Origin of the sequence: Sphingobium sp. LMC3-1-1.1, from assembly GCF_040676285.1 — a bacterium.
Taxonomy (GTDB): domain Bacteria; phylum Pseudomonadota; class Alphaproteobacteria; order Sphingomonadales; family Sphingomonadaceae; genus Sphingobium.
Map to the genome: position 1 here is coordinate 96478 of NZ_JBEGHQ010000003.1, position 14974 is coordinate 111451.

At 62.4% G+C, this 14974-nt stretch carries 19 protein-coding genes; 12 read left to right on the forward strand and 7 right to left on the reverse strand.

What is annotated here, in order from left to right; genetic code table 11:
• Positions 1-17: 17 nt before the first annotated feature.
• The 4 genes from MRBLMC3_RS07285 to MRBLMC3_RS07300 all read right to left on the reverse strand — a co-directional run bounded on the left by MRBLMC3_RS07285 (position 18) and on the right by MRBLMC3_RS07300 (position 4385).
• Entirely contained in the window at positions 18-1322 is a 1305-nt protein-coding gene (locus MRBLMC3_RS07285; protein ID WP_363827188.1) for an OmpP1/FadL family transporter, read from the reverse strand.
• A gap of 396 nt (positions 1323-1718) precedes the next feature.
• The gene (gene pgmG, locus MRBLMC3_RS07290; RefSeq protein ID WP_363827189.1) at positions 1719-3113 is read right to left on the reverse strand and encodes a phosphoglucomutase/phosphomannomutase PgmG; all 1395 of its coding nucleotides are present in this window, start codon (positions 3111-3113) and stop codon (positions 1719-1721) included.
• Positions 3114-3132: 19 nt separating this feature from the next.
• The gene (locus MRBLMC3_RS07295) at positions 3133-3579 is read right to left on the reverse strand and encodes a DnaJ domain-containing protein (protein ID WP_363827191.1); all 447 of its coding nucleotides are present in this window, start codon (positions 3577-3579) and stop codon (positions 3133-3135) included.
• Positions 3579-4385: a division plane positioning ATPase MipZ gene (locus MRBLMC3_RS07300; protein ID WP_363739694.1), complete on the reverse strand. Its 807-nt coding sequence runs from the start codon at positions 4383-4385 to the stop codon at positions 3579-3581. Before MRBLMC3_RS07300 ends, MRBLMC3_RS07295 begins: the two co-directional genes overlap by 1 nt.
• A gap of 110 nt (positions 4386-4495) precedes the next feature.
• Here MRBLMC3_RS07300 and panC point away from each other — a divergent pair, with 110 nt between their 5' ends.
• Positions 4496-5341, forward strand: coding sequence for a pantoate--beta-alanine ligase (panC, locus tag MRBLMC3_RS07305; protein ID WP_363827193.1), 846 nt, complete (start codon positions 4496-4498; stop codon positions 5339-5341).
• Positions 5342-5366: 25 nt separating this feature from the next.
• Here the strand turns inward: panC and MRBLMC3_RS07310 are convergent, their stop codons facing one another.
• Positions 5367-5807 (reverse strand): CopD family protein, encoded by a 441-nt coding sequence (locus tag MRBLMC3_RS07310; RefSeq protein ID WP_133654465.1) that lies wholly within the window; start codon positions 5805-5807, stop codon positions 5367-5369.
• Between the two features lie 14 nt (positions 5808-5821).
• The gene (gene hemE / locus MRBLMC3_RS07315; RefSeq protein WP_363827196.1) at positions 5822-6883 is read right to left on the reverse strand and encodes a uroporphyrinogen decarboxylase; all 1062 of its coding nucleotides are present in this window, start codon (positions 6881-6883) and stop codon (positions 5822-5824) included.
• Between the two features lie 289 nt (positions 6884-7172).
• Here hemE and MRBLMC3_RS07320 point away from each other — a divergent pair, with 289 nt between their 5' ends.
• The 11 genes from MRBLMC3_RS07320 (at position 7173) to MRBLMC3_RS07370 (ending at position 14251) form a co-directional block, all read left to right on the forward strand.
• The gene (locus MRBLMC3_RS07320) at positions 7173-7994 is read left to right on the forward strand and encodes a pyruvate, water dikinase regulatory protein (RefSeq protein ID WP_133654467.1); all 822 of its coding nucleotides are present in this window, start codon (positions 7173-7175) and stop codon (positions 7992-7994) included.
• 3 nt (positions 7995-7997) lie between these two features.
• Positions 7998-8591 (forward strand): Maf family protein, encoded by a 594-nt coding sequence (locus MRBLMC3_RS07325; RefSeq protein WP_363739701.1) that lies wholly within the window; start codon positions 7998-8000, stop codon positions 8589-8591.
• The gene (gene aroE / locus MRBLMC3_RS07330) at positions 8588-9409 is read left to right on the forward strand and encodes a shikimate dehydrogenase (RefSeq protein ID WP_363827198.1); all 822 of its coding nucleotides are present in this window, start codon (positions 8588-8590) and stop codon (positions 9407-9409) included. Before MRBLMC3_RS07325 ends, aroE begins: the two co-directional genes overlap by 4 nt.
• Positions 9410-9428: 19 nt before the next feature.
• Positions 9429-10022: a dephospho-CoA kinase gene (gene coaE / locus MRBLMC3_RS07335; protein ID WP_363827200.1), complete on the forward strand. Its 594-nt coding sequence runs from the start codon at positions 9429-9431 to the stop codon at positions 10020-10022.
• Positions 10023-10054: 32 nt separating this feature from the next.
• Positions 10055-10747 (forward strand): DNA polymerase III subunit epsilon, encoded by a 693-nt coding sequence (dnaQ, locus tag MRBLMC3_RS07340; RefSeq protein WP_363739707.1) that lies wholly within the window; start codon positions 10055-10057, stop codon positions 10745-10747.
• Positions 10748-10841: 94 nt separating this feature from the next.
• Positions 10842-11438 (forward strand): ribosome hibernation-promoting factor, HPF/YfiA family, encoded by a 597-nt coding sequence (gene hpf / locus MRBLMC3_RS07345; protein ID WP_363739709.1) that lies wholly within the window; start codon positions 10842-10844, stop codon positions 11436-11438.
• Positions 11439-11555: 117 nt separating this feature from the next.
• Positions 11556-12023 (forward strand): PTS sugar transporter subunit IIA, encoded by a 468-nt coding sequence (locus MRBLMC3_RS07350; protein WP_133654473.1) that lies wholly within the window; start codon positions 11556-11558, stop codon positions 12021-12023.
• Positions 11983-12492 carry a PaaI family thioesterase gene (locus MRBLMC3_RS07355; protein WP_363739711.1) on the forward strand — a complete coding sequence of 170 codons (510 nt, stop codon included), beginning with the start codon at positions 11983-11985 and terminating at the stop codon, positions 12490-12492. The genes MRBLMC3_RS07350 and MRBLMC3_RS07355 overlap by 41 nt, the downstream gene beginning before the upstream one ends.
• Positions 12482-12832, forward strand: coding sequence for a DUF1491 family protein (locus MRBLMC3_RS07360; protein WP_363739713.1), 351 nt, complete (start codon positions 12482-12484; stop codon positions 12830-12832). Before MRBLMC3_RS07355 ends, MRBLMC3_RS07360 begins: the two co-directional genes overlap by 11 nt.
• Before the next feature lie 177 nt (positions 12833-13009).
• Positions 13010-13657, forward strand: a complete 648-nt coding sequence (locus MRBLMC3_RS07365; RefSeq protein ID WP_363739715.1) for a cell wall hydrolase — start codon at positions 13010-13012, stop codon at positions 13655-13657.
• A gap of 99 nt (positions 13658-13756) precedes the next feature.
• Positions 13757-14251, forward strand: a complete 495-nt coding sequence (locus tag MRBLMC3_RS07370) for an MmcB family DNA repair protein (RefSeq protein WP_363827203.1) — start codon at positions 13757-13759, stop codon at positions 14249-14251.
• 76 nt (positions 14252-14327) lie between these two features.
• On the opposite strand, the gene MRBLMC3_RS07375 is transcribed toward MRBLMC3_RS07370, so the two are convergent.
• Complete coding sequence (locus MRBLMC3_RS07375) at positions 14328-14951, reverse strand: ankyrin repeat domain-containing protein (protein ID WP_363827206.1); 624 nt, start codon at positions 14949-14951, stop codon at positions 14328-14330.
• Positions 14952-14974 lie beyond the last annotated feature (23 nt).

Sequence of the window (14974 nt, forward strand, 5' to 3'; positions counted from 1 at the left end):
GGGATTATTGGATCAAGTTAGAAGCGTGCGGTGAGCGATGCGCCGATCTGGTCCGCATTGCCGCTGGTCTGAGACAGGGTGGTCGCCGTCACCGTCGCTGGCGCGGGATAATAGCTGTCGGGACGGATGATGTTGGCCTTTTCCACAAATGTATGGGCATAGCTGAGGTTCAGCGCAAAGGCCGGCGACAGGTTGAAGGTGGCGCCAGCCGTCAGCCATGCACGGTCGCCATCGGGCACGCGCGTCGTCAGATGCTGGGAATTGGTCGGCGTGCGGTCGAACATCGTGCCCGCGCGCAGCGTCAGAGCCGGGCTGACGTCATATTCCCCACCCAGGCTGACGCTGTAGCTGTCCCGGTAGTCCAGTTCCTTGTTGCTGGTACCGGTGGCGGTCGTGATGGCGATGCCCTTGAACGTCGACCAATTGTACCAGCGGGCGCTGATCATCGCCCGCAACCGGGGCGTCAGGCGATGCATGAAACCGACGGTGACGATGTCGGGCAGGTTGAGCGGCGCGGACGCGTCCAACTCGCCATTGGCCGCAGCGATCGGTCCAAGCAGGCCCGAAATGGTTTGCGTGCCGGTCAGCTTGTGCTTGATCGCGGAACGGTAGGAAATGCCGATATTGGTGTCGCCATTGGTGTAGAACAGGCCCGCATTCCAGCCGACGCTCCAATCATCACCCTTCAGTCGCGCGAAGCCGTCGGCGGGCGCCAGGGGAGAAAGCTGCGGCAGGGCGTTGGTCAGCGTCGCCTTCACATATTGTACATCGACGCCGCCGCCGATCGAGAAATTGTCGTTGAGCTTATAAGCCGCGCTGGGCTGGATATTATAGGTCTTGAGGTTGGTGTAGAGCGAGTCATAGCGCCCGAAAAACCCGTCGTCATAATCGAGCTTCAGCCCGAACGGGGCATTGACGCCAAGGCCCAGCCACAGCCGGTCGGTCGCCTGCGCCGTAATATAGAAGCTGGGAATGGGAATGACCTTTTCGAACGGCTGCCCGCCGTCATTGCCGCTTACCGGCACCCGTGCGCCAGGCAGGGTGGGAACGGTGCGATAGGTGCCGCGATTGGCCTGATGCGCGGACGCCATCAGCGCGATGCCGCCGATAGAGGTCTGGACGCCCGACAATTCCGTCATGGCCGCAGGATTGAAGTAGATGGTCGACGGATCGTCCGCCACCGCGCCCGCGCCTGCCAAGGCACGCCCGGTTTCCTTGGGCGCCTGCTCCTGAAGGTAGAAACCACCTGCCAGAGCCGGAACAGGTGCCGCGCATATGCCCGACAACAGGAGGCTCGCAAGGATGGGGCGGCGGAAGGGCATGGTGAATCCTCTCTTCAAACTCGTCACTGGCAAATGGCGTTCGCGGCAAAGTGATCCGCTCAAAGCCTCGCCCTATTAGCAATATGGTTAAATTTTCGTTCGAAAAGCCCTAATTTGCGCCGTTTCTCGGCGTCCGGCGGTCAAAATGCGAAGCGACGCTACGGCAGGGAGCGAAAAAGCGGACCCTCTGCAGGCAAAAAAAAGCCGCCCCGAAGGACGGCTTGAAAGTTTTAGGAGAGGATGCCTGAAAGGCCTTTTCCTTTTGCGGTGCAGCGCTTTATTTCGCAAATGCGAAAAGCTGATGCTTGGTTGCGTTTCATGCAATCGTCACTGGTCTGCATGAATTCCGTAACGTAAATCTGGCTGACAAACCGCGCCATTTTTTCCATTCATCCATCAGTGATCGGCTTCGGAAATCCGACTCACGCCCGAATCGGCCAGTTGCGCATCGATTTCCGCAACCAGGCGACCCAGACCTTCCTCGTCCTGCGCCTCGGCACGCGCCACAAGCGCATCCTGCGTGTTGGACGCCCGCAACAGCCACCAGCCATCAGCCGTGCTGACCCGCAGGCCATCGGTTTCATCCATGCTGGCGCCCAGGGTTCGCAATCGCGCCCGTACTTCCTCCACCACCGCGAATTTGCGGCTCTCCTCCACGGGAAAGCGGATTTCGGGAGTGTTGACCATGACGGGCATTTCGTCATGCAGGTCCGATACGCTGCGGCCCAGCCGGGTCAGCCCCCGAATAAGCCGGACCGCGGCATAAAGGCCGTCGTCAAAACCATAATAATCGTCCGCGAAGAAGATGTGACCGGTCATCTCCCCACCCAGGGGAGCAGCAATCTCCTTCATTTTGGACTTGATGAGGCTGTGCCCGGTCTTCCACATCAGCGGTCGCCCGCCCAACGCAGAGACCCGGTCGAACAGGGCCTGGCTGGCCTTCACATCCGCGACAATCACGCCATCGGGGTGATCCTTCAGCACCAGTTCGGCGAAGATTCCGAGCAACTGGTCGCCCCAGATCGTCCGACCCTTGCCGTCGATCACGCCGATCCGGTCGCCATCACCGTCGAAAGCCACTCCGAAATCGAGTTTCTTCGAACGGACAAGGGCCTTCAGCTCGGCCAGATTGGCCTCGACAGTGGGATCGGGGTGATGATGGGGAAAATGTCCGTCTATCTGGGTGAAAAGCACATGATGCTCACCTGGCAGGAGCTTGACGAGCTTGTCCACCACCGGCCCGGCCGCGCCATTGCCGGCGTCCCAGCCAATACGCCAGGCAGCGCCGTCGAACCGCTCCACCAGCCGCGCGGCGTATCGGTCCATGATATCGACCGTCTCAACCCGGCCGCCACGTCCGCTCCCCGTCTCGCTCCAGTCCCCCGCCGCAGCCATGGCGCCCAGATCGGCAATGGCCTCGCCAAAAAAGGCATCATGCTGAAGCACCAGCTTGAAGCCATTATGATCGGGGGGATTGTGGCTGCCGGTTACCTGAATGCCGCCATCTACATCCAGGACCGCTTCGGCATAATAGAGCATGGGCGTCGGGCCCAGTCCTATGCGCAGCACATCGGTGCTGGCGTCCTGAAGGCCCTGGACGACCGCCTGTTCGAGCGCCGGGGAACTCAACCGTCCATCATAGCCCACCGCGACCCTTGATCCGCCAGCCCGCATGACGATCGTCCCGAAACTGCGGCCGATGGCATAGGCATCAGCCTCGCTCAGCGTCCGGCCCATGACGCCCCGAATGTCATATTCGCGCAGGAGCGTGGGATGAAAGCGATGGGCCATGACATCCTCTCCCTTGGTTTCAGAAGGTTTTGTGACGCTGCGCTACTTCCTGGATCAACAGGTCACGCGCCGCATTGATCTGGGCGGCCAGCGCTTCGGTGCCACCCTTGTCCGGATGGACCGAGGCGATAAGCCGGCGATGCGCGGCGCGGATGGCGCGGGCATCGGCATCCGGCCCCACGCCCAGCAGTTTGCGGGCCTCGACGATCGCCTGCGGAGCAATGGTTTGCGTGGCGGGACCGCTCGATCGAGCCTTTGCCCTGCCCGGCCGGCTCCTGGCGGAAAAGAACAGCGCGGCACCAATCAGCAGCGGTGCACCGACCAGCGGCTTGCCCTTGGCCGCCATGACCGCGCCGACCAGAGCGGCACCCAGCGCCATCCCATCCTTTGCGGTCATGCGTTGCAATCGTCCCGTCCAGACAAGCCAGGCGGCAAGCCCGATCAAAGCCAGGGCAAGCAGACCCATCAGGCCGCGCCGAGGAGATCCATCGGCGCGACCTCGTCACGCGAGGGAAGGGCAAGGCCCGACACCATCTCGCGCAGTTCCTGCCGTGCGGCGATATGGCTGACGCCCAGTTCACCCAGATGCCCCTTGTCCAGCAGCGTCAAGCCCGACGGGAAGAGTTCGCGGAAGATCACGCGCTCCGACAAGCCTGGAATCACGCGGAAACCGACCCGGCGCGACAATTCCATCAGCGCGTCGCCCACCCGCTTCTTGTTGCGCGCATCATGATGCTGGACACGATTGCGCAGCACCACCCAGTCGATGGTGACGCCGTCGGCCTTGGCGCGGGTCTTGCGCGCCTCGAAGATCAGCTCGGAATAGAAGGAGAGCCGCTTCACCTTGAAGGTTTCGGCGTCGACCTGCCCGATCAGGTCGAAATCGACGAAGCTGTCGTTCATCGGCGTCACCAGCGTATGGGCGCGGGCAGCCATGTGACGGGCATAGTCATCGTCGCGGCCGGGCGTGTCGATGACCAGGAAATCCTTGTCCTGCGCCATCGCAGCGGCCTGTTCGTTCAGCGCTTCGACACTGTCGCCCGTGAACACCGCGAAATCGGGGGTAGGCAGGTCGATGGCACGGCGGCGCGCGGTGTCGGCGCGGTTTTCCATATAACGGGTGATGGTGCGCTGGCGCGGGTCGAGGTCGATCATGCCGACGCGATGACCCAATACCGTCAACGCGATGGCCGTATGCACGGCCGTGGTGGACTTGCCGGTTCCGCCTTTCTCATTGGCGAAGACGATATGGTGCGTTTGGGCGTTCGCCATCGGACCTTTGTAACCCCGTTGATTGTCGCAATGATTCTTGACCGTTTCAGCCGGTCGTGCCTTTAGCAGGATGTACCCCTGATAATGCCCTTATCGGAGCCGTTCCTGTCGTGCAAACCCTCCGTGACCTGCCTTCGCTGCGCACTGCTGTCGATACGCTGAAAAGCGACGGAAAACCGCTGGCGCTGGTGCCCACCATGGGCGCTTTGCATGACGGGCATATGGCGCTGGTCGAGGAAGCGCGCCGCCATGCCGGGCATGTCGCCGTGTCGATCTTCGTCAATCCGCGCCAGTTTGGCGTGAACGAGGATCTGGACGCCTATCCCCGGCGCGAGTCCAAGGACGCGCAGATGTTGCAGGCGGCCGGAGTGGACATCCTCTGGGCGCCGAGCGTCGAGGTCATGTACCCGGCCGGCTATGCCACCAACATCTCCGTCTCCGGCCTCACCGAAGGGCTGGACGGCGCGGCGCGACCGGGCCATTTCGACGGCGTGGCCACGGTGGTGACGAAGCTGTTCAACCAGGTCCGTCCCGATGTCGCGCTGTTTGGGGAAAAGGACTATCAGCAACTCGCCGTGATCCGGCAGATGGTGCGCGACCTGGACGTGCCCATCGAGATCGTCGGGGTGTCGACCCAGCGAGCGGAGGATGGATTGGCGCTGTCGTCGCGCAACGCCTATCTGACGGAAGAAGAACGGAAGGAGGCGCTGGCTCTGCCCCGCGCCCTGGGCGAAGCGGCCCGGCAGATGAAAAATGGCGCGACCGTCGAGGCTGCCCTCGCCAAGGCGATCACCTTGCTGGCGGCCCATGGATTCGACCCGATCGATTATGTGACGCTGTGCGACGCGGTGACTCTGGAACCGATGTCGGTGCTGGACCGTCCGGCAAGGCTGCTGGGCGCTGCGAAGATCGGCAAGACGCGGCTGATCGACAATATTCCGGTCGATCCGGCGTGACCAGGCACGCCAGATCTGATCGACATCAGAACGGCTTCACGATCACCGCGATAACGATCACGGCGGCGGCAATTCCCGGAACTTCATTCAGCAACCGCAACTGCTTCTCGCTGAGCGGACGCTCCCCTTTGGCCAGCTTTTTGACATAGCCTGCGATCCAGCCATGATAGGCCGACAGGCCCAGCACGAAGAGCAGCTTCAGATGGAACCAGCCGAAGTGCCAGGCGCCGATCTCCACCATCAGCATCAGGCCGAAGATCCAGACCAGGATGATGGACGGGTTGAGGATGATCCTGAGCAGCCGCCGTTCACGGTCGATCCATTTTCTATCCTCGTCGGACCCCACCGGACATTGCTGGTGATAGACGAAGAAGCGCGGCATCATGAACAGGCCCGCCATCAGGAAGATGACGAAGATGACATGCGCGGCTTTGACCCACAAATAGGCTGCTCCCAGATAAGGCATGGTCCAATCTCCCGCTATGACCGCGTCCGGCGCACATAGCTAAGCAGCGCTTCGACATGATCAATGGGGGTGTCGGGGAGAATCCCGTGGCCCAGGTTGAAAATGTGCGGTCGCCCGGCAAAGGCGGCACGGATGTTGTCGACGGCTTCTTCCACTGCCTTGCCGCCGGCGATCAGTGCCAAGGGATCGAGATTTCCCTGCACCGGCAATCCCTGCGGCAGCGTGCGGTTCGCCCAATGCGGATCGACGGTTTCATCGACGCCGACGGCATCGATACCTGTCCCCACAGCGTAATCCGCCAACTTGGCGCCGGCGCCCTTGGGAAAGCCGATCACGGGAATGGTGGGGTGGATCGCCTTCAGCTTCTCCACGATCCGCCTGTTGGGCTGGATCACCCAGCGTTCGAACTCCAGCGGGGCAAGGCTGCCTGCCCAGCTGTCGAAGAGCTGCACGGCCTCTACCCCCGCGTCGATCTGGCCGGAAAGATAGACGACCGTAGCGTCGATGATCGCATCGATGATCGCGCCGAATTTCTGTGGTTGCTGATAGGCGAGACGGCGGGCTGCACCCTGGTCCTTGCTGCCCTGCCCGGCAACCATATAGGTCGCGATGGTCCAGGGGCTGCCTGCAAAGCCGAGAAAGGTCACCTGGGGGTCCAGCGCCGCCCTGACCCGTCGCACCGTCTCATAGACCGCCTCGTAGCGGCTGAAGTCGGGTTTGAGGGCCGACAGTTCCGTTTCCGCCAGGACTGGGGCCAGCCGCGGGCCTTCCCCGGCTTCGAACCAGAGATCCTGTCCCATGGCATAGGGCACGATCAGAATATCGGAAAACAGGATCGCGCCATCGAAACCAAATCGCCGCAGGGGCTGGAGAGTCACCTCCGCCGCCGCCGCGCTGTCATAAACGAGTTCCAGGAATCCGCCTTTTTCGGCTCGCAAGGCCCGATATTCCGGCAGATAGCGGCCCGCCTGCCGCATCAGCCAAATGGGCGGCACATCGGGGCGCTCGCCTTTCAGGACTGAAAGCAACGGCTTGGCGGATGGCCCGTTCGAACGGCCGGCATCAGGTCCCGTCATAGACTCTCTTATATTTAGATTCAAAAAAGGATGATGGAGATAGTAGAGCGGTTGGCAGCGGGGTTTATGCGCTGTGCCCCGATTTGCCAACAACTTGACTCCTTGAGGCGGCTGATTCCCGTCCGAGTCAGTCCGTTTATTCCCATTATCCACAGCCTGTGGATCAAAATCACCGCCTGTTTGCGGCCTGTGGACAAGATTACCGGAATCGAGGAGGGCGATAAGGCGCTGATTTTCCCCGCAACCTATCCCTTGCTTTATCCACAGCCTCCCCACAGAGATATGCTTCATGTCGCGCATCCATCTCCACCTGCTTTCGGACTCTACCGGCGAAACGCTGGAAAACATTGCCAAGGCTGCGATCGGCGCTTTCGAGAATGTCGAAGCCGTACGCCATTTCTGGCCGATGGTACGCTCTGATGTCCATCTCGACCGCATCATGGAGGAGATCGCCGCCAATCCGGGCCTGGTTCTGTTCACCCTGTCCAATCACCAGCTTCGCCGACGCCTGGAGACGCGCTGCCGGGCGCTCGGCCTGCCGCATGTCGCCGCGCTGGACAGCGTGACTGACGCACTCTCCAACATATTGGGTCAGGAAACGCGCAACCGGCCGGGGCGCAAGCATATATTGGACGAGGCTTATTTCGCCCGGATCGAGGCAATCCAGTTCACCATAGCCCATGATGACGGCGTGGGTCATGAAAATTGGGAAGAGGCGGACATCGTGCTGGCGGGGGTGTCGCGCGCGTCCAAGACACCCACCTCCATCTATCTTGCCAATCGCGGATACAAGACCGCAAATATTCCGTTGGTGATCCAGTCGCCACCGCCGCGCAGCCTCTATACGCTCAAGCATCCGATGGTAGTCGGGCTGACCGTCAGTCCGGAACGGCTGGTGCAGATTCGCCGCAATCGCCTGCTCTCGCTGAACCAGGCACCAGAGACGAGCTATGTCCACATCGACAGGGTGCAGGAGGAGCTGGCCTTTGCCCGGCGCATGTTTGCGGACAATGGCTGGCCGGTGATCGACATGACTCGCCGTTCCATCGAGGAAGCAGCCGCCGCCATCATCAACCTGTTCAACGACCGCGTTCTGGCGGAAGGGAGTTAAGTCATGATCGTGCTGGCATCGCAAAGCGCGAGCCGCCGCGCGCTGCTGGAAGCGGCGCAGGTTCCGTTCGAGGCCTTGTCTCCCGGTGTCGATGAGGAGGCCGCCAGGGATGCACTGCGCGCTGACGGGCTGGATGCGCGGAAACTGGCCGATGCCCTGGCCGAACTGAAGGCGTTGCGCGTGTCGCGCCGGGTGCCGGGCGGACTGGTGTTGGGCTGTGACCAGACCCTCAGCCTCGACGACGGCACGATGATCGACAAGGCGGTCGACCGTGCCGATGCGGAGCGCATATTGAAGCTGCTTTCCGGCCGCGTGCATCATCTCCACAGCGCGGCGGTGATCGCCCTGAACGGCGAACCGATCTGGCGCCATGTCGAACGGGTGCGGATGACGGTGCGACCCTTGTCGGACGCGTTCATCGCGTCCTATCTCGATGGGGATTGGGAGCAATGCCGCTGGTGCGTCGGCTGCTACCGGATCGAAGGGCCGGGCGCGCAGCTTTTCAGCCGGGTCGAAGGCAGCCAATTTGCGATTCAGGGCCTGCCGCTGCTGCCTTTGCTTGACTTTCTGCGCATCCGGGGCGTTCTGGCGGCATGACCGATACGCTCCCCTATGCCGAAGTGATCGGTGATCCGATCGCGCACAGCAAATCGCCGCTGATCCATAATTTCTGGCTGGATGTGCTGGGAATAGAGGCGGAATACAGGAAGACCCACGTCACCAGCGAGGGTCTGGCCGCCTATTTCCTGGCGCGGCGGGCCGATCCGGACTGGCTTGGCTGCAACGTCACGATCCCGCACAAGATCGCGGTGATGGACTATACCGACGATCCGGGTGGGGTGCGTGACCGGATCGGTGCCATGAACACCATCGCCAGCGAAACGGGCGGGCCGTTGATCGGCACCAATACTGATGCTGGCGGGTTCCTGCAGCCTTTATTGCGTGATAAATGGAAGGGGCAGAGCGCCGTTCTGGTCGGCGCTGGCGGCGCTGCGCGGGCGATCCTGTTCGCGTTGATGAGCCTTGGGGTGCCGGACGTCACCGTCATGGCGCGTGATCCGGCAAAGGGGCAGGCATTGCTGGACCGGGCAGGATTCAACGGCCGCGTGATCGGCATGACCGATCCGCTGCCCCAGGCCGACCTGCTCGTCAACACCAGCTCGCTCGGCATGATCGGCCAGCCAGTGCTGGATCTGGATCTGGCGCCCCTGGGTGCCGAAGCGACGGTCTATGACATCGTCTATGCGCCGCTGGAGACGGAGCTGCTCAACGCGGCGCGAAGGAGGGAATTGAAGACCCTCGACGGGTTGGAGATGCTGATCGGGCAGGCGGCCCTGGCCTTCGACATCTTCTTTGATGCAGAGGCGCCCCGCGATCGGGATGAGGAATTGCGCGCCCTGTTGCTCGCCGCCTGATGTCGATGAAGATGATGGGATGAAGATCTATGGCCTCACCGGTTCCATCGGCATGGGCAAATCCGCCGTCGCGGCCATGCTGCGGCGGGAAGGGGTTCCGCTTTTCGATGCCGATGCGGAGGTGCATCGGCTGCAGGGTCCAGGCGGTGCGCTGCTGCCGGCGATAGAGGCGCGCTTTCCCGGCACGACGGGTGTCAAAGGTGTCGACCGGGCGAAACTGGGCGCCGCGGTCTTCGGTCATCCGCAGGAATTGAAGGCGCTGGAAGCCATTGTCCATCCCGCCGTGCAGCAGGGCCGCAAGGCGTTCCTGCAACGAAACCGATCGCGCAAGTTCGTCGTGCTGGACATTCCGCTGCTGTTCGAGACTCATGGCTATCGCAAGCTGGCAGGCGTCATCGTGGTCACGGCCCCGGCCTGGAAGCAGCGCAAGCGAGTCCTGGGACGGCCCGGCATGACCGCTGCGAAGTTTCGCCGGATTGTCCATCTGCAAATACCCGATGCTGAAAAGCGGCGGCGGGCCGATTATATCATTCATACCGGCACGACCTTCGCCGAAACACGCTTCCAGGTGCGCCGCTTGGTCGCTTGCCTTGGTGCGAAGACAGGCCGATAAGAGGGATCCGGCAAGAGTCGTTGTAGAGGGCGATGCGCGAGATTATTTTCGACACCGAAACGACGGGATTCGATCCGGCCTCCGGCGATCGTCTGGTCGAGATCGGATGTATTGAGCTCCTGAACCGGGTGCCCACGGGGCGCACCTTCCACGCTTATTACAATCCGCAACGGTCCATGCCCGCAGCAGCGGAGGCCGTTCATGGCCTTTCGGACATATTCCTCAAGGACAAGCCGCTTTTCATACACGGCGCGGAGGAACTGCTCGCCTTTCTGGAGGACAGCCATCTGGTCGCGCATAATGCGCGTTTTGATTTCGGTTTCCTCAACCATGAACTGAAATTGTGTGGGTTGCCCGAAGTGTCGATGGATCGGATGATCGACACCGTCGCCATAGCGCGGCAGCTCCACCCTGGCGCGAAGCACAGCCTTGACGCGCTCTGCACCCGCTACGGCATAGACCGCAGCCATCGCATCAAGCATGGCGCCCTGCTCGACGCCGAATTGCTGGCCCAGCTTTATATCGAATTGACCGGCGGCCGTCAGATCGGCCTTGGTCTTGCACAGGAGGAAGAGAAACTCGTTATAAATGTGGAACTTGCGACGGAAGTCGCGGTTCGCCCTGTTCGTCCCGCGCGCATTTTTTCAGCAAGCGCGGAGGAGCTGGAGCGGCATGCAGCGTTCGTCGCAACGCTGGAAAAGCCGCTCTGGCTTGAGGAGGCCTGAATCGGGCATCCCCGTCCGGGATGCACAGCCTTCAGGCCTCCACGCCAACCGGGCCGTCATCCCGGGCGGTCCGGCAAGAATAAGGAGAAGGCATATGGATATTCGTGTTTCCGGACATCAGGTCGATACGGGCGACGCGCTCAAGGAGCATGTCTGGTCCCGTCTGGAGGCCATGGCCGAGAAATATTTTTCCCGCGCGCTTTCCGCTCAGGTCACCTTTCGACCAGCTCCGCACGGCGCCTTCCATTGCGACATCGTCTGCCATGTGATGACCGGCCTGATCCTGAAGGGCGCGGGAGAGGCGCAGGAGGCGCATCCGGCCTTCGATCAGGCGGCCGAACGGATCGAGAAGCAATTGCGCCGCTATCTGCGTCGCCTGAAGGACCGCAGCGCACAGGCGGCCGCGGCCGAGGCAAGCCGGACCAATGGATATGGCGTTGAGGAGCTGGATGGCGCCGGCTACACGATATTCGCTTCCCCGGCCGATGAGGAGGAACCGGCAGAAGCACCACTGATCGTTGCGGAAACCCGGGTCGACATTCCCGAAGCCAGCGTGTCCGACGCAGTGATGATGCTCGACCTGCGCAACACCAACGCGCTGTTGTTCCTCAATGCGGGGACGGCGGCATACAACATGGTTTATCGCCGGCACGACGGTACCATTGGCTGGGTGGAACCGCGGCTGAGCTGAACGCCTCCCTGGCCGCCGGTTGACCTGGCTCTGCTGGCGGCCTATGGGGCCGGACTTTAAAGATCCGGGCGTTGCGCCATTTTTCCGAAGCTGGGCGCGGCTCGGCTGGGATTCGGCATGGTTCATTTCAATGATATCGTCGCACCGGATGCATTGGGCACCGCCCTTTCGGTGAACGGCAAGAAGCAGTTGTTCCAAAAAGTTGCGGCGCTTGCCGCGCAGGCCTACGGACTGGCAGCCGACCTGGTGGCGGAAGCTCTGCTGGAGCGTGAGAAGCTCGGTTCGACGGGTTTCGGCGGTGGAGTGGCGATTCCCCATGCCAAGATTCCCGGCCTCCAGAAAATGAGCGGCGTGGTCGTTCTGCTCGACCCGCCGGTTCCCTTCGACGCGGTGGACGAGGCGCCGGTGGACATCGTCTTCGCGCTGCTCTCTCCCGTCGATTCGGGAGCGGAGCATCTGAAGACGCTGGCCCGCGTTTCCCGCTACCTGCGTGACGAGGGGCAGGTTGCCCGGTTGCGCGGCGCCAAGTCGACGGCGGCCCTTCATGCCCTGCTGGCTGGTGGCGAGGCGCGTGACGCGGCCTGACCCGGTATCGCCGGCCAGCACCTCGCCCAGTGGCGAGGCCGCGCATTTCCGGGCGCTTGAGAGTCTCTACCGTTCCGCACCGATCAACCGGCTGTTCCGGTCCGAATTGACGATTCCCGAAGAGGGCCGCTCGATCATTCATTTCGACGTGGACGAGACGCAGTTCCACGCCGCCGGCGCGGTGCACGGCACGGTCTATTTCAAGATGCTGGACGATGCGGCCTTCTACGCGGCCAACAGCCTGGTGAGCGACCGTTTCCTGCTGACTACGAGCTTCAACCTGTTGTTCACCCGCCCGATCGGACCTGGCCGGATCCGGGCTGAGGGGCGCTGGATCAGCGGCCGGCGGCGCGTCTATGTGGCGGAAGCCAGCCTGATCGATGCGGACGGCGAAGAGGTTGGGCGCGGTACGGGCACCTTCATGCGGTCGCAATTTTCCCTCTCGTCCCTGCCGGGTTATGCCGGCTGATCCACCCGAGGCGCGACTGACCAGCGTGATGCTGGTCGGTGTCCTGATGCGGCGCTGCGCGGCGGAGGGCGGTTTTGCCACGGTGTTGGTGAAGGGCGATGCGATCAGCGGCGTGATTCTGCTCCAGCTGCTTGAAAAGAGCCGGGAACAGGGCCTGTTCGAGCGCGTTCCTGATTATGCGGGCGGCTACCGGCTGGTCCGCTGCGGTCCGGACCCGGAAAAAGGGTCAGAGGCCATGGCTCAATATATTGCGCGCCGCCGCGGTTCGGACCCCGACCTGTGGATAATAGAGCTTGATATCGTGGATGCGGAACGGTTCGCCGCTGAAACGATCTGTTAATCGTTGACTCCCTTTCCGCGCGCGGGCAGAGGCCTCCGACGCTTTCAACGCGCAGGTTGCCGGCTTCGTCCATGGGGGGCGGATGCGGTAAACACGCAGACGGGGGGCGGCCGAACGTCGGTGTTTCAGGGGTTTTTTTGACGTTCCCGGCCAAGAACCGCACGATTTTGAGTTGTAATGAGTTTTCGTCTGAAGGCTGCGATCGTCGCGGCATTTACCCTTTCCGCCACAGCGGCGGTGACCGCGGCCGACATGTCGAGCGCTTCCGAAGCTGCTCCATCGACCGTCTCCCTTCCGGGAACCAATGAGCTGAATCCAGCTCCGGCCGGTGCAAAGCCCGCCGTCACTTTCGCCGCGCCGCACGAAGTCGTGCAGCCGCTGGCCCCCCTTTCCGACAGCGCCGATGTAAAGGCCGATGATCTCGCCGCGCTGGTAAATGCCCAAGGCGCGCCCGAGGATGTTTCCGGCGACATGAAATGCCTGGCCGGCGCCGTCTATTTCGAATCCAAGGGTGAGAGCCTGGAAGGCCAGTTGGCCGTTGCCCGCGTCATCATCAACCGCGCCAAGTCCGGCCGCTTTGCCGACAGCCTGTGCGGTGTCGTCTATCAGCGGGGCCAGTTCAGCTTCGTGCGCGGCAATGGCATGCCGCCCATCCGCCTGGGCAGCGAAAGCTGGCGTGAGGCCGTCGCCATCGCCCAGATCGCGATGGAAGATGGATGGAACAGCAAGGCTGAGGGTGCTCTCTTCTTCCATGCCCGCCGCGTTTCGCCGGGCTGGGGCAAGCATCAGCTCGCCGCGATCGACAATCATATCTTCTATCGCTGACTGTTTCGCGCTGAGCGCGCAGGGGGTGATGAAGGGCCGGTTCGGGTGATCCTGAATCGGCTCTTTCCTTTTGTTCCCTTCCTGTTCTAAGAACCCGACATGGAGTCCGATCTTTCCGACAGTTGTTCGCCCCTTGCAGATGGCACGGCATTGGCCGTGGCGCGGGGAACGCTGCGCCTGTTCTTCCGGCATGATATGAGCGGGATATTGGAAGTGCCGCTGCCCAATGGCCGCCGCGCCGACATCATGGCGCTGGACGGGGCGGGCAGAATCACCATTGTGGAGATCAAGTGCAGCCGCGCCGACCTGTTGGGTGATATGAAATGGCCTGATTATTTCGACTATTGCGACCGTTATTTCTGGGCGGTGCCTTCCGGCTTCGACCTGTCGCTCTTTGATAGCGAGGCGCTATGGCCGGGGCGAACGGGACTGATCGTCGCGGACCAATATGATGCCGAACTGGTGCGACCGGCCCCGATGGAACCGCTGGCGGCGGCGCGACGGAAGGCGGAAACGCTGCGCTTCGCCAGAAGGGCAGCACGGCGCCTGACGGCGCTGGCCGATCCGGATCATACGGCTGAAACGGGATGGTAGTCTGTTCTGGACGCAACCGGGGGGTTCGAAGCCATTCCCGTCGGCGCGCGGGGAAATAACCAGTTTTGCCTGGATATCAGAACACCGGCCCCTGCACCGGTCCCTTGGGCGCGGCCGTCGTCTTGGCAGCGCTCAGGGCCTCCGTCAGGCCCGGCGTCCGCGAATCCCGCGCGGCATAATCCCGCGCCGACATGCCGGCGATCGTGTCGCGCTTGTCCGGATTGGCGCCTTGCGCCACCAGCAGCCGGACCAGTTCGACGTCGCGCAGTTGCACGGCGCGGATCAGGGGGGTTTCGCCACTTCCATTGGCCTTGTCGACCTGCGCGTTGAAGCTGAGCAGGCTGCGCACGCCTTCCTCGAAACGGGCCTGCACCGCGTCCATCAGCGGCGTGTTGCCATTATTGTCGGTGAGGTTCGGGTTGGCCCCCTTGGCCAGCAGGAAGGTCAGCCATGTATTGTCCCGCCGTGCGACGACCAGGTGCAGTGCGGTATCGCCTGACGTGACGTCGCGGCTGTTGATGACGGTCGATCCCGGCTTCTGGATCAGGTCGGTCACCTTCTGCCCGTCGGCATCCTTGACCGCCTTGAGAAAATTGTAATTGTCGGAAAACTGCGCCTGCGCCGCAACCGGCGACAGCAGCGCCAGAGTCAGGGCGGCGGCACGGCCAACCCCCATCCAAGCCGGAAAACGTCCTGTCATTCTATCCATAGCCCCGTTGGGAT

Bases quoted from the DNA above. Each gene is read 5' to 3' on its own strand.
- MRBLMC3_RS07285 (WP_363827188.1), bottom strand. From the start codon at position 1,322: ATGCCCTTCCGCCGCCCCATCCTTGCGAGCCTCCTGTTGTCGGGCATA.
- MRBLMC3_RS07300 (WP_363739694.1), bottom strand. From the start codon at position 4,385: ATGGCGAACGCCCAAACGCACCATATCGTCTTCGCCAATGAGAAAGGC.
- hemE (WP_363827196.1), bottom strand. From the start codon at position 6,883: ATGACGGGACCTGATGCCGGCCGTTCGAACGGGCCATCCGCCAAGCCG.
- MRBLMC3_RS07365 (WP_363739715.1), top strand. From the start codon at position 13,010: ATGAGTTTTCGTCTGAAGGCTGCGATCGTCGCGGCATTTACCCTTTCC.
- MRBLMC3_RS07325 (WP_363739701.1), top strand. From the start codon at position 7,998: ATGATCGTGCTGGCATCGCAAAGCGCGAGCCGCCGCGCGCTGCTGGAA.
- MRBLMC3_RS07320 (WP_133654467.1), top strand. From the start codon at position 7,173: ATGTCGCGCATCCATCTCCACCTGCTTTCGGACTCTACCGGCGAAACG.
- MRBLMC3_RS07295 (WP_363827191.1), bottom strand. From the start codon at position 3,579: ATGGGTCTGCTTGCCCTGGCTTTGATCGGGCTTGCCGCCTGGCTTGTC.
- aroE (WP_363827198.1), top strand. From the start codon at position 8,588: ATGACCGATACGCTCCCCTATGCCGAAGTGATCGGTGATCCGATCGCG.
- MRBLMC3_RS07310 (WP_133654465.1), bottom strand. From the start codon at position 5,807: ATGCCTTATCTGGGAGCAGCCTATTTGTGGGTCAAAGCCGCGCATGTC.
- MRBLMC3_RS07375 (WP_363827206.1), bottom strand. From the start codon at position 14,951: ATGACAGGACGTTTTCCGGCTTGGATGGGGGTTGGCCGTGCCGCCGCC.
- hpf (WP_363739709.1), top strand. From the start codon at position 10,842: ATGGATATTCGTGTTTCCGGACATCAGGTCGATACGGGCGACGCGCTC.
- coaE (WP_363827200.1), top strand. From the start codon at position 9,429: ATGAAGATCTATGGCCTCACCGGTTCCATCGGCATGGGCAAATCCGCC.
- pgmG (WP_363827189.1), bottom strand. From the start codon at position 3,113: ATGGCCCATCGCTTTCATCCCACGCTCCTGCGCGAATATGACATTCGG.
- MRBLMC3_RS07350 (WP_133654473.1), top strand. From the start codon at position 11,556: ATGGTTCATTTCAATGATATCGTCGCACCGGATGCATTGGGCACCGCC.
- MRBLMC3_RS07360 (WP_363739713.1), top strand. From the start codon at position 12,482: ATGCCGGCTGATCCACCCGAGGCGCGACTGACCAGCGTGATGCTGGTC.
- MRBLMC3_RS07370 (WP_363827203.1), top strand. From the start codon at position 13,757: ATGGAGTCCGATCTTTCCGACAGTTGTTCGCCCCTTGCAGATGGCACG.
- dnaQ (WP_363739707.1), top strand. From the start codon at position 10,055: ATGCGCGAGATTATTTTCGACACCGAAACGACGGGATTCGATCCGGCC.
- MRBLMC3_RS07355 (WP_363739711.1), top strand. From the start codon at position 11,983: ATGCCCTGCTGGCTGGTGGCGAGGCGCGTGACGCGGCCTGACCCGGTA.